A 13,123-nucleotide genomic window follows, 5' to 3' on the forward strand; every position below is an offset into this window, starting at 1 on the left:
CAAGAAAATTAGATATTAAAAATACAAAGTTTTTCTAAAAACTGCTTACAGATTTTTCTTTATTTTTAACAGAATTGTGATTTACCCAATCGAAAACCTAAAACCAATTCCATGTAGGTTTTCTATCGAAATTCCTTGTTCGTTTGCTAAGATTTTACGCAAACGTGAAATAAAAACATCTAGGCTTCTTCCCATAAAGTAGTCATCTGTTCCCCATAAAGAAGTTAAAATCTGTTCTCTTTTCAAAACGGAATTTTTATGGTCTAGAAAAAGTTTCAATAATTCGGCTTCACGCTGTGTTAAACCAACTTTTTCTTCATCATTGAAAAGAATGAAATTTTTGGTGTCAAACTGATATTTACCAACTTCGTAAATCGTTTTTGCAGTCGGAATATTTTTCTGTGAACGTTTTAAGAAAATTTCAATTTTTAAAAGTAATTCTTCAATACTGAAAGGCTTTACCAGATAATCATCAGCTCCTAAACGCAAGCCTTTAATGCGATCTTCTTTTAAAGTTTTGGCAGAAAGAAAAATAACTGGAACATCAAGATCAATTTTCCGAACCGCTTCGGCAAGTTCAAAACCGTCCATTTTTGGCATCATAATATCAAAAATGCAAATATCGAATTCTTCTTCCTCAAAAATTTTCAAAGCTGATTTTCCGTCTGAACAATGTATTACCTCATAATTGTTTTGCTCCAAATTATCTTTGGTTAAAAACGCTAGGGTTTCATCATCTTCGGCATATAGTATTTTGAAATTTCTCATTTTTTGTAAGGAATTGATAAAGTTATAGTGATACCTTTTTCTGGATTATTTTCGGCTTTTATTTTCCAGTTTTGAAGATTACAGATTTCTTTTACATAATATAAACCAAGTCCAAATCCGTTCACTTCGTTACTTTTTTCGTTTTGAACGCGGTAAAACTTATCAAAGATAAAAGATATTTTTTTAGGATTAATTCCAATTCCATTATCAGTAAACTCCAATTTTAAACAGGTATTGTTTTCGATGATTTTTATTGTAACCTCTGGCTTTTCATTACAGTATTTAATTGCATTATCCAGCAAATTGTAAATTAAATTAGCAAAATGAAAAGTATCTGTTTCAATTAAATATTCTTTTGAAACTGTTTCAATTACAATAGAAGCTTCAGGATATTTTAATTTAATGTTTTCTATTGCTTCTTCAATAATCGGAACCATTAAAATATTTTCTTTTTTAAGTTCTAAAGGAGCATAATCAGACTTTGCAATATTTAGAATCTTTTCGATATGACTATTTAACTTATTTCCTTGATTGATAATAATGTCGGTATAAGTATACAGTTTTTTATCTTCTTTAATTGGTTTTTGTTCAATCAGATATTTTGACGCAATCAGAATAGAAGCCAAAGGTGTTTTAAATTCATGCGTCATATTATTAATGAAATCACGCTGCAATTCTGAATATTTTTTATGCTGTAAAAGTTTAAAAATTGAATAAACGTAAATCAATAAAATCAGAATCAATGCAGTTGAAAGAATAAACCAAAAGCGCATTGAACTAAATAGATAGGTCGTTTCATTGGGAAAACGCACAGCAAAATAATAAACCAGATTTTTATGTTTTGGGAAGTAAACAGTTTTTTTACATTCTGCTTTTTTCTTATAAAGCGAAATATAATCTCCATAGATCATTTCGTCGCTTTGGCAGTTGTACATCGCATATTCGAAATCGGTGGTTATATTCATTTTTTTGAATTCCGTTTTTAGATAAAACTCTAAAATATCGGGCTCAAATTCATTATCCACATTTACGATATAATAGTCATTTGCAATTTTCTGCACCGGATTCTGAACAGGGAGTTCATGGTTGGTTCCTTCGTATAATTTTTTAGCTACTTCCAATAAAGCAATATGCGCTTTTTGGCTGAGCTTTTTTTGTTCGATTGTAAAAGCTTCTTTCGTCCATAGCAATTGCGCTACCAAAATACTGATGATAGCGACTAATCCTAAGATAATGATGCTGTTAAGTTTATTAATTTTCAAGAATAAAGAATTTTGAGACTGTAATATTAATCAATTTTGGCCTAAAAACGGGCGGTTAACAAGTCATTAACAAACGTTTGAAACCAGTTAACAGCGATATGAATTTGTCTGAATTACCTTTGTAATATCAAAATGAACTATAAACCATTTTAAATATATCCGTTATGAAAATGATCAAAATTTCGATGTTAGCTTTGGCTTTAGGCCTAATGTCTTTTTCAGCAATTGCTCCAGTACAATCTTTAGTTTCAGAAACTGAAGTTTCGGGAACTGCAGCTTCTACAATTGCTTGGAAAGCAGAAACAATTGATGTTGGGCAAATTCCGCAAGGAACTCCAAAAGCAATTGTTTACGAATTTAAAAATACTGGAAAAACGGCTGTAGTGATTACAAACGTGCAAGGATCTTGTGGCTGTACAGCAACAGATTATACAAAAGAGCCAATTCAGGCTGGTAAATCTGGAAAAATTACTGCTACTTACAATGCTGCAAATAAAGGCGCTTTTACAAAAACAGTTACTGTAACAACTAGTGCAGAGACAACACCAAAAGTACTTACTTTAAAAGGTACTGTTATTTAATTAGAATTTTAATAGGTTGGTTATATGGCGAAAGCTCCAGACATGTAAATTGTTTGGAGCTTTTTATTTTTTAGTAAAGGCTTAAACTTCAAAAAAATAACGCTCAAGATTTATTTCTTAGTTCTTTGTTTTAATAGAATTTTTTCTACTTTTAATCAAAAATTTTAAGTTATGAGAATCTGGTATACGCCTATTATTGCTATTGTTTTTTTGATTGTTTTTTCGTGTAATTCGAAAGCTGATAAAAAAGAGGAAAACTCGATAAAAACGGTTGAAAAAGTGCCTGAATTAAAACTTACAATTGACAGTGTTCGTATTGCGAAGTTTTATGAAAATTATCCGAAACTGGATAAATTCAAAAATGATGTAACTTCTTTATATCAAAAAAACAAATCAACTCAATTATGGCAGGACAATAAAGGAATTGTCGAATTTGCCAATACATTGTTCAATCAGTACAAAAATCTGGATCAAGAAGGATTAAAAACCAATTATCCTTACAACGAACAGTTAAATTCTGTTTTTGATAATAATGTAAATACGAAACTTTCAAAAGAAGATACCGATCTGCTTCTTTCTAATTTATATTACTATTATGGTGAAAAAGTAGGTGGTTTTGACGAAAAAACAGTAGTCTCTTTGGAATGGCTTTTACCTCGTAAAAAACTGAATTACCAAGTGCTTTCAGATTCGATCTTTAAGAAATCAACGATTTTGGATGATAAGAAAAGAAAGATGTTTAGCCAATATTATAAGCTTCGCGATGCCCTTAAAGAATATAGAGAAATAGAAAAGAACGGAGGTTGGAAAACTATTGAGGTTGGAGAAGATTATAAAAGTTTAAAATTAGGAGATTCGTCTGCTGTTGTTGCGCAAATTAGAGAAAGACTTTTTGCAACTAAAGATCTTAAGGAAGATAATAAAAGTGCAATTTGTGATACAGTTTTGATAAAAGCCATGAAGAACTACGAATTACATCATGGTTATAGTCCAAAAAACACTATTTTATTAGAACATATAAACGATTTGAACATTCCTGTTTCAGACCGCATCAAAACGATTATTGCTAATATGGAACGTTGTCGATGGATTGATCCTGAGTTAGAAAAAGGGCAGAAGTATATAGAAGTGAATATTCCTGAATTTAAATTGTACATAATTGAAGACGGAAAAATCGCATTTACATCTGCAGTTGTAGTGGGAAGGGCATTGACAAAAACTGTAATTTTTAGCGGAATGATGAGCAATATTGTCTTCAGTCCGTATTGGAATGTTCCGCCAAGTATTATCAAATCTGAAATTAAACCCGGAATGGCTAGGGATAAAAATTATTTGCAAAAGAAAAACTTAGAGTGGAATAATGGCGCCGTTCGTCAGCTTCCGGGAAAAAATAATTCACTTGGTCTGGTGAAATTTTTATTTCCAAATTCAAGCAATATTTATCTGCACGATACGCCTTCAAAAAGTTTGTTTGAAAGAGAAAGCAGAGCTTTTAGCCACGGTTGTGTTCGTGTTGCAAAGCCTAGAGAATTGGCAATTGAATTATTAAAACCAGATCCAGCATGGAATCCGGAAAGAATTGATAAAGCAATGCATGCAGGAAAGGAAAGCTGGTATACGTTGAAGAAAAAAGTTCCAGTTTATATTGGTTATTTTACGGCTTGGGTAGATCGAGAAGGCAATTTGAATTTCTATAAAGATATTTACGGAAGAGATGAAAGTTTGATTAAACTCTTAACCGAAGAGTAAAAATTTTAAATTCCAATTTCAAAATTCCAAATTACAAAATTGGCATTAATATTTAATTCGGTTTAATTAGTATAAGAAAAGTTTAAGTCACAGATTAAAAAGATTAGCACAGATTTTATAATCTTTTTAATCTTTTAATCTGTGGCAAAAAATAATTCGTAGAAATTAGTGTAATTCTTGACAAAAAAACTACTTCGATAAAACATCAACACATTTATAAAAGCGTTTGGTATAATGTTCTGTATCTAGTGCTGTTATAGTTACCTGTTGTGCTTTTCCTGAAGAAGCGTGAATAAATTTTGACTGCATTCCGTTGGCCTCACAAATTATCCCGACGTGACCAACTACATTCCTGTTTTTATATCCATAGAAAACTAAAATATCTCCCACTTTAAATTCTTCTGGTTTTAAAGTCTTACCTATGTTTTTATAACCGCTTGAACTTCTTGGCAACATCACGCCAAAATTTTTAAAAACATAACTCACAAAACCCGAACAGTCAAAACCTTTTTTCGGATTACTGCTGGCATAAACATAAGGCGTGCCTAAATATTTTTTTGCGTAAACAATTATTGAATCGCGATTGATTTCGGTTTGAGATATATTGTTTTGAATTTGATCTTTTTCCTTTTTTAAATTGAAGGAAGAAAGAGTGACAAAAAACAATAAAAAAATTACGACTAAGACTTTCATTTTTTGCAGATTGTAAAAGTATTAAACGCTAAAGATAGTTCTAAATTGTTGGTTTTTATGATAGATGTAAGAATTGACATCTATAACGGTTGGAATGATGTGTTTATGTGGTGTTTTTTTATTACTTTTTGACATTTTAGTATCTTTTTGGATAATCTCTTTCCAATATATTTGTGAATCGTATTTATATTTTAACAAATAAACTATGTTTCCCAAAAAAATAGCTGTTTTAATTTCGTTTTTGTTGATTTCTCTGATTTCGAATTCACAAACTCAAAATTCTAATAAAACTTTTTTATACCAAGGTCGAATTGATAAACTTCAAAACGATCAGGTTATTTTAATTGGAACGGCTTCTTCGGTTGCTTTTAATTTTACAGGAAAAGAATGTGCAATCTCACTTCAAAGCGTAGATTCTTATGAACATCATAATTATGTTCAGTTGGTTTTGGATGATAAATATATTGGGAAAATTAGAATTGAAAAAGGAGCAATCCAGTCATTTTCAATAAAAGTTACGGAAAACATAAAAAAGCACACATTAGAAATTTATAAAAACACAGAAGCTCAGAGTGGCAATATTCTCTTTGCTGGCACAACGGCAAAACTGGTTCCGATTTCATTTCAAAAGAAAAAGAAAATCGAGTTCATTGGTGATTCTATTACTTGTGGTGCTGCGAGCGATCCATCGGATGTTCCTTGCGATAAAGGAGAATATATGGATCATCATAATGGGTATTATGCTTATGGACCAACACTTTCGCGCGCAATTGGTGTCGATTATTTAATGAGCTGTGTTTCGGGAATAGGAATGTACAGAAATTGGAACGATGAGCATAAAGACGAAGCCATAATGCCAGATGTTTATCCCAATTTATATTTGACAAAAGAGGCTTCAAAACCGAAATACGACTTTGGGTTTCAGCCCGACATTATCAGTATTGCTTTAGGAACAAATGATTTTTCTGGTGGAGATGGTAAAAAAGAACGCTTGCCATTTAATCCAGAAAAGTATGTTTCGAATTATATCGACTTCATCAAAATGCTTTACAAACACAATCCGAATACACAGATTGTAATTACAAATAGTCCAATGGTTGGCGGAGAAAGAGCAGTTGTTTTTGAAGATTGTCTGAATAAAGTTAAGAACGCTTTTGCGAATGATAAATCACACAAATCAATTAAGATTTTCAAGTTCAAACCAATGACACCAAATGGATGTTCAGGTCATCCAGATATGGCAGATCATAAGGTTTTGGCAGAGGAATATGGCCCATTTTTAAAGAAGTTGCTAAATGAAAAATAATATTTTTAAGTTTGTTTTCTTTCTATTGATTTCCAGTACTATGATGGCAAATGTGTCGCTTCCGAATATTTTTGGTGATAATATGGTTTTACAGCGCAACTCTCAAGTGAAAATTTGGGGTTGGGCGAATCCAAAAGAAGAAATCAAACTAATTTCTAGCTGGAATAATCAGGAATATAAAACTGTTGCGAATAATCAGGCAAAATGGGAAATTACCATTAAAACTCCAGAAGCGGGCGGACCGTTTACAATTTCGATAAAAGGCTACAATGAAGTGGTTTTAAAAAATATTTTAATTGGCGAAGTCTGGCTTTGTTCTGGACAATCGAATATGGAAATGTCGGTGAGCTGGGGAATTGACGATGGCGAAGAAGAAATGAAAAATGCTACAAATCCTAATATTCGTTTTTTCACAGTTCCAAAATTGACAGCTGAAAATCCGCAGAATAATTTGCTGGGAAATTGGACAGAATCGACTCCTGAAACCATGAAATATTTTAGCGCTGTTGGTTACTTTTTTGCAAAACGCTTGCGCGAAGATTTGAAAAATGTCCCAATCGGATTAATTTCTTCAAATTGGGGCGGAACTCCCGCAGAAATTTGGATGCCTGCAGAAGTCGTAAATAACGATCCGATTTTATTGGAAAATGCCAAAAAATTGAACGAGCAAGAATATGGACCAAGACAGCCTGGAAGAGCTTACAACGCCATGATTTATCCAATCATAGGATTTAAAATTGCAGGAACGCTTTGGTATCAAGGAGAGTCGAATGTAGGTTCTTTGGTTTATGATAAAACTTTGGGGGCTTTAATTACTTCATGGAGAAAAGAATGGAAAGACGATTTCCCTTTTTATTATGTTCAGATTGCACCATTTAAGACAGGAAAGAACAATTTTTCAAATGTAACAGTTAGAGACTCGCAGAGAAAATTATTGAAAGAAGTTTCGAAAACAGGAATGGTGGTAATCAGTGATATTTCGGATACGATTGATATTCATCCAAAAAATAAAAAATCGGTTGGAATTCGTTTAGCGAATCTGGCTTTGGCAGAAACTTATAAAACCAATTCTAATTTGGTTAATGGACCACTTTTTAAAGGGATTAAAGTGGATAAAAATACAGTAACCGTTTCTTTTGACTACGGAGACGGATTATACTTTAAAGACAAAAAATCGAATCAATTTGAGGTTGCGGGAATAGATGGAATCTTCTATCCAACCGAAGCTTCGATTAAAAATAACGAAGTGATTGTGACAAGTAAAAAAGTAGCTTCTCCAGCAAAAGTGAGATTTGCATGGGGAAATACCACGCAATCGGATTTGTTTAATAAAGCGAATCTGCCTGCTTCTTGTTTTGTTTCTGAGTTATAGAGGGAAGAGCAAAGAAGCAAGATTTTAGATTATTGATCTGCTTTGTCAGGCTGAACGAAGTAGGAGCCCCGTAAAGTTTGTCATCCTGAGGAACGAAGGATCACAGATGTAACTCGACAAAGTTTGGCGGAATTCTATACGGAGCTTCTAGTGTGATCCTTCGTTCCTCAGGATGACAAGATAACCAAAAACGCTCTTTTGAAACCGATTTGCGTGAGGGATAGAAGTGGAAAGCCCACAGCCTGACGAAGGAAGTGCGAGGACTTGTAACGAATAGCCCGACCCGGAGGGACACGCCCAAAGAAAAACTTAGAATCTTAGCGTCTTAGAACCTTAGAATCTTGAAAGAAACTAACTAAACCACAATGAAAAATAAACAAATACTAATTATTGGGGTATTTTCCCTGTTTACTGTTGGAAATATGAATGCACAAAAAAAGCCGTATCTGGATAAGAATAAAACTGTTGAGCAGCGTATTGATTTGCTTTTACCGTTAATGACATTGGAGGAAAAAGTAGGGCAGATGAACCAATATAATGGTTTTTGGGATGTTACAGGGCCTGCTCCGAAAGGAGGAACGGCAGAATTAAAATATGAGCACTTAAGAAAAGGATTGGTCGGATCAATGCTGACAGTACGCGGCGTGAAAGAAGTTCGTGCGGTGCAGAAAATTGCGGTGGAAGAAACCCGTTTGGGAATTCCGTTAATTATTGGTTTTGACGTAATACATGGCTATAAAACGTTAAGTCCGATTCCGTTGGCAGAAGCGGCAAGCTGGGATTTGGAGGCAATTAAAAAATCGGCGGCGATTGCGGCAGATGAAGCTTCGGCATCTGGAATCAATTGGACTTTTGGGCCAAATGTTGACGTTGCGAACGACGCGCGTTGGGGACGTGTGATGGAAGGCGCGGGAGAAGATCCATACTTAGGAAGTAAAATTGGCTATGCACGAGTTAAAGGTTTTCAAGGTGAAACCATTGCTGATTTGGCTAAAGTAAATACGATCGCAGCTTGTGCGAAACATTTTGCGGCTTACGGTTATGTTGAAGCGGGATTGGAATATAATATTGTTGATATTAGCAATTCGAAATTGTATAACTCGGTTTTGCCTCCTTTTGAAGCAACGGTTGACGCTGGAGTTCGTACGTTTATGAATTCGTTTAATACTTTGAACGGTGTTCCTGCGACTGGAAGCGCCTTTTTGCAGAGAGATATTTTAAAAGGAAAATGGAAGTTTGACGGATTTGTGATTTCTGATTATGCTTCGATTCGTGAAATGATCGCTCACGGTTATGCAAAAGACGAAGCCGATGCAACAGCAAAAGCAGTGATTGCAGGTTCTGATATGGATATGGAATCGTATTTATATGTGGCAAAATTGGTTGATTTGGTAAAATCTGGAAAAGTAAAAGAAGCTTTGGTTGATGACGCCGTTCGCAGAATTTTAAGGGTGAAATTCGAGTTAGGATTATTTGATGATCCATTCAGATATTGTGATGAAAAACGCGAAAAAGAAGTTGTTGGAAGCAAAGCGAACAACGAAGGCGTTTTGGATATGGCGAAGAAATCGATCGTTTTATTGAAAAATGAAAAAAATCTGCTTCCGCTAAAGAAATCTGGACAGAAAATTGCCTTGATTGGAGCGTTGGCAAATGATAAAAACAGTCCGTTGGGAAGCTGGAGAATTGCGGCTTCTGATGATACTGCAGTTTCGGTTTTAGAAGGAATGCAGCAATACAAAGGCAATCAGCTAACTTTTGAAAAAGGAGCTGATTTATTAAAACAAAAAGCGACTTTCTTAACGGAAACCGTTTTCAACACAACAGATAAAAGCGGATTTGAAGCTGCAAAAACAGCAGCAAAAAATGCCGATGTTGTGATAATGGTTTTAGGTGAATACGGTTTTCAAAGTGGTGAGGGAAGAAGCAGAACTGATTTGAATCTGCCAGGTTTACAGCAGGAATTATTAGAAGAAATCTATAAAGCAAATCCAAATGTGGTTTTGGTTTTAAATAATGGCCGTCCGTTGAGTATTCCTTGGGCTGCAGAAAATGTTCCGGCAATTGTTGAGGCTTGGCATTTAGGTACGCAGGCTGGAAATGCAATTGCGCAGGTTTTATACGGAGATTATAATCCGAGTGGTAAATTGCCAATGTCGTTTCCTAGAAATGTTGGGCAAGTTCCAATTTATTACAACAAATACAGCACAGGAAGACCAACTGACAGCGATAAAAATGTTTTCTGGTCGCATTATATGGATGTGGAGAAAACGCCTCAGTTTCCGTTTGGTTTTGGTTTAAGCTACACGACTTTCGATTATAAAAACTTGAAGTTGAATAAAACGGCTTTCGCAAAAGGTGAAAAAGTTCAGGTAAGCGTTGAGGTTACAAATTCAGGAAATTATGATGGAAAAGAAGTGGTGCAATTATACATTCATGATGAATTTGCAAGTATCGTTCGGCCAATAAAAGAATTGAAGGGTTTTGAATTGGTTAATTTGAAAAAAGGTGAAACTAAAACGATAAACTTTACTTTAACCGATAAGGAACTTGGGTTTTATGATAATGAAGGAAATTATTTGGTAGAACCTGGAACGTTTAAAATCATGGTTGGAGGAAGCTCTGATAAAGGTTTGCAGAGTGCTTTTGAAATTAAAGAGTAGCTTTTTTGAGGGACAAAGAAGCAAAGTGACAAAGGTTCAGCGTTTTTTAATCTCGCAAAGGCGCAGAGTCGCAAAGTTTTTTTGAATAGTCGCTAGTTTTAGCTAGGGAAATAAGATCTGAAGTTAGAGAGGGCTTTAGTCAAACCTGTAAAGTTTGGCTAAAGCCCTTTTCATTGTGATTATGTTTTCATCCAGCTAAAGCTGGAGGCTATTGATTTGTTAAGTGTTTATATGTCAGTATTTTATTATAGAAAAACTGTTTTGGCTTGCACTTTTGTCTTATCTTTGATAGACAGCCAATTAAAAATATTTTTTGGTAATTAAAGGTAAGCTGAAAACTTTATAGAGTAGGCAAGATTTTAAAATAGTATTATGGAACATTCTTTATTTAAAAAAGTGAAAGCAGCAATTGATTATTGGTACATTCCGTTATTAGTGGGAATACTTTTTGTAATCATCGGATTTTGGTCTTTTGCCACACCTGTAAAAGCATATTTAACATTGGCATTTTTATTTAGTGTGTCGTTTCTGGTCAGCGGAATTTTTGAAATTATTTTTGCACTTTCAAACAGAAAAAAAATAGACAATTGGGGTTGGACACTGGTATCAGGAATTATAGGTTTGGGTGTTGGAATAGTATTAATTGCTAATCCGTTAGTTTCGGTAACCCTTTTGCCGCTTTATGTTGGATTAGCTATTTTGTTTCGTTCTATAATGGCTATTTTTATGGCTTTTAATTTAAAAAGCTATTCGGTTCCAGATTGGAAAAATCTTTTAGGATTAGGGATTTTGGGAGTGTTGTTCTCCTTTTTATTATTATGGAATCCTATTTTTGCTGGACTTTCAATAGTATATTGGACTGCTTTTGCTTTCATCGCAAGTGGTATTTTTTATATTTATTTTTCTTTCAAACTGAAAAGAATTCATGATTTAGAATAAACAATATAGTTTGGTTTAGCTTTTATATAAACAATAAATCCGACCGTTTTTTGAAATTGGTCGGATTTATTGTTTATATGAATTAATAAGCACTTAGTAAATTTCTAGAATCATTAGTTCAGTATTAGTTATAAACGATTCGATTATATGCTTTTTTGAGAACAAAATTTCAGCTATTTGTTTAGTGTTTTTATTGAAAGTTTTTAGAATTATAACTTTTGGAGGGGCTCCTTTTAAAAGTAATAACTTTTCAAAATCATCATCATGAGTCAAAATAGTTAAATTATTTACTTTCGCAAATTGCCAAATCTCAATATCTTTTGCTGGTTGATTTACTGGAATATCATTAGCATGTAAACAATTGAAAAAAGTATTTTCAACTAATTTAATTATTCTCCATGAGATATTTGCATCCAGAAGTAGCTTCATTACGCGGCTATTATTTTCGTAATATTTTCTCTGTTAGCAGCAAAACTTAACGCAGCAAGAATGTGCTCTTTTTTTAATTCAGGAAAATCTTCAATGATTTCTTCAAAAGACATTCCTGTAGATAACCATGAGAGAATATCAGAAACACAGATTCTGGTTCCATTAATTATAGGTTTGCCAAACCTAATATCTTGGTTTATCGAAATTAAATTTTGCCAGTTATTTTCCATAGTTTTTATTATTTAAACAAATTTACAAAAATTAAAATGAATGATGTTTTTAATTTTCTCCCGCAGATTTAGCAGATCAAGTAGATTTTTTTAATCTCCAAAATCTGCTAAATCTGCGGGAGTTTTTTTTACCTTTAAAATCTATTAAAATTCCAACTTATAAATTAAGAACATGAAATATAACAGATGCGGAAAAAGCGGTTTGCTGCTTCCTGAAATTTCTTTAGGATTATGGCACAACTTCGGTTCGGTTGATAATTTTGAAAATGCCGAAAGTATTGCCATTGAAGCTTTTGATAAAGGAATTACCCATTTTGATTTGGCGAATAATTACGGACCAGTTCCAGGTTCTGCTGAGGAAAACTTTGGTAAAATCTTATGGCATAATTTTCAGGGAAATCTTCGTGATGAAATCGTAATTTCTACTAAAGCAGGTTATACGATGTGGAAAGGTCCTTATGGAGATTGGGGTTCGAGAAAATATCTATTGTCAAGTTTAGATCAGAGTTTGAAAAGAATGAGCATTGATTATGTCGACATTTTTTACTCACACCGCCCAGATCCAGAAACGCCAATTGAAGAAACCATGATGGCTTTAGATCACGCTGTTAGAAGCGGAAAAGCTTTGTATGTTGGAATCAGTAATTATTCTGCTGAGCAAACTAGAGTTGCGGTTGATGTTTTGAAACAATTAGGAACACCATGTTTGATTCATCAGGCAAAATATTCAATGTTGGAACGTTGGGTTGAAAATGGTTTATTGGATGTTTTAGAAGAAAAAGGAGTGGGCTGTATTGCATTTTCTCCTTTGGCACAAGGTCTTTTAACAGATAAATATTTAAACGGAATTCCTGAAAACTCAAGAGCGCATAATCCGAATGGGCATTTGAAAGAAGATGAGGTAACGCAGGAAAGAATTCAAAAATTAATACAATTGAATGATATTGCTCAGAATAGAAATCAGTCTTTGGCGCAAATGGCTTTGGCTTGGCTGCAAAAAGACAAACGAATTACATCTGTTTTAATTGGAGCAAGTTCTGTAAAACAATTGTGCAATAATATTGATTGTTTACAGAATACAGAGTTTTCGCATGATGAATTGAATGCAATTGAGAGTATTTTGGTTTAGAC

General features: G+C 33.6%; 12 protein-coding genes. 7 read left to right on the forward strand and 5 right to left on the reverse strand.

Annotated elements, in window-relative coordinates:
* Positions 1-81: 81 nt before the first annotated feature.
* On the reverse strand, positions 82-768 hold the full coding sequence (locus tag AC5ZCW_RS06825; RefSeq protein ID WP_496118700.1) for a response regulator transcription factor: 687 nt from the start codon (positions 766-768) through the stop codon (positions 82-84).
* Positions 765-2,030 (reverse strand): sensor histidine kinase, encoded by a 1,266-nt coding sequence (locus AC5ZCW_RS06830; protein ID WP_496118702.1) that lies wholly within the window; start codon positions 2,028-2,030, stop codon positions 765-767. The genes AC5ZCW_RS06825 and AC5ZCW_RS06830 overlap by 4 nt, the downstream gene beginning before the upstream one ends.
* A 164-nt stretch (positions 2,031-2,194) precedes the next feature.
* On the opposite strand from AC5ZCW_RS06830, the gene AC5ZCW_RS06835 reads away from it, so the two are divergent.
* Positions 2,195-2,611, forward strand: a complete 417-nt coding sequence (locus AC5ZCW_RS06835) for a DUF1573 domain-containing protein (RefSeq protein WP_496118704.1) — start codon at positions 2,195-2,197, stop codon at positions 2,609-2,611.
* Positions 2,612-2,782: 171 nt separating this feature from the next.
* On the forward strand, positions 2,783-4,360 hold the full coding sequence (locus AC5ZCW_RS06840; RefSeq protein ID WP_496118706.1) for a L,D-transpeptidase family protein: 1,578 nt from the start codon (positions 2,783-2,785) through the stop codon (positions 4,358-4,360).
* A gap of 189 nt (positions 4,361-4,549) precedes the next feature.
* Here the strand turns inward: AC5ZCW_RS06840 and AC5ZCW_RS06845 are convergent, their stop codons facing one another.
* Complete coding sequence (locus tag AC5ZCW_RS06845; RefSeq protein WP_496118707.1) at positions 4,550-5,053, reverse strand: C40 family peptidase; 504 nt, start codon at positions 5,051-5,053, stop codon at positions 4,550-4,552.
* A 205-nt stretch (positions 5,054-5,258) separates the two neighbouring features.
* Between AC5ZCW_RS06845 and AC5ZCW_RS06850 the strand changes: the two genes are divergently transcribed.
* The 4 genes from AC5ZCW_RS06850 to AC5ZCW_RS06865 all read left to right on the forward strand — a co-directional run bounded on the left by AC5ZCW_RS06850 (position 5,259) and on the right by AC5ZCW_RS06865 (position 11,333).
* A complete protein-coding gene (locus tag AC5ZCW_RS06850; protein WP_496118709.1) occupies positions 5,259-6,359 on the forward strand; it encodes an SGNH/GDSL hydrolase family protein in 1,101 nt (366 codons plus the stop codon).
* Positions 6,349-7,731 carry a sialate O-acetylesterase gene (locus AC5ZCW_RS06855; RefSeq protein ID WP_496118711.1) on the forward strand — a complete coding sequence of 461 codons (1,383 nt, stop codon included), beginning with the start codon at positions 6,349-6,351 and terminating at the stop codon, positions 7,729-7,731. The genes AC5ZCW_RS06850 and AC5ZCW_RS06855 overlap by 11 nt, the downstream gene beginning before the upstream one ends.
* A 365-nt stretch (positions 7,732-8,096) precedes the next feature.
* The gene (bglX, locus tag AC5ZCW_RS06860; RefSeq protein ID WP_496118713.1) at positions 8,097-10,394 is read left to right on the forward strand and encodes a beta-glucosidase BglX; all 2,298 of its coding nucleotides are present in this window, start codon (positions 8,097-8,099) and stop codon (positions 10,392-10,394) included.
* Positions 10,395-10,766: 372 nt separating this feature from the next.
* A complete protein-coding gene (locus AC5ZCW_RS06865; RefSeq protein WP_343541281.1) occupies positions 10,767-11,333 on the forward strand; it encodes an HdeD family acid-resistance protein in 567 nt (188 codons plus the stop codon).
* Positions 11,334-11,426: 93 nt separating this feature from the next.
* On the opposite strand, the gene AC5ZCW_RS06870 is transcribed toward AC5ZCW_RS06865, so the two are convergent.
* Both AC5ZCW_RS06870 and AC5ZCW_RS06875 read right to left on the reverse strand, forming a co-directional pair.
* On the reverse strand, positions 11,427-11,762 hold the full coding sequence (locus tag AC5ZCW_RS06870) for a DUF5615 family PIN-like protein (protein ID WP_343541282.1): 336 nt from the start codon (positions 11,760-11,762) through the stop codon (positions 11,427-11,429).
* Positions 11,762-11,992 (reverse strand): DUF433 domain-containing protein, encoded by a 231-nt coding sequence (locus tag AC5ZCW_RS06875; RefSeq protein WP_343541284.1) that lies wholly within the window; start codon positions 11,990-11,992, stop codon positions 11,762-11,764. The genes AC5ZCW_RS06870 and AC5ZCW_RS06875 overlap by 1 nt, the downstream gene beginning before the upstream one ends.
* A gap of 172 nt (positions 11,993-12,164) precedes the next feature.
* On the opposite strand from AC5ZCW_RS06875, the gene mgrA reads away from it, so the two are divergent.
* Positions 12,165-13,121 carry an L-glyceraldehyde 3-phosphate reductase gene (mgrA, locus tag AC5ZCW_RS06880; RefSeq protein WP_496118716.1) on the forward strand — a complete coding sequence of 319 codons (957 nt, stop codon included), beginning with the start codon at positions 12,165-12,167 and terminating at the stop codon, positions 13,119-13,121.
* Positions 13,122-13,123: the final 2 nt, after the last annotated feature.

Source organism: Flavobacterium sp. PLA-DH12, assembly GCF_059511845.1.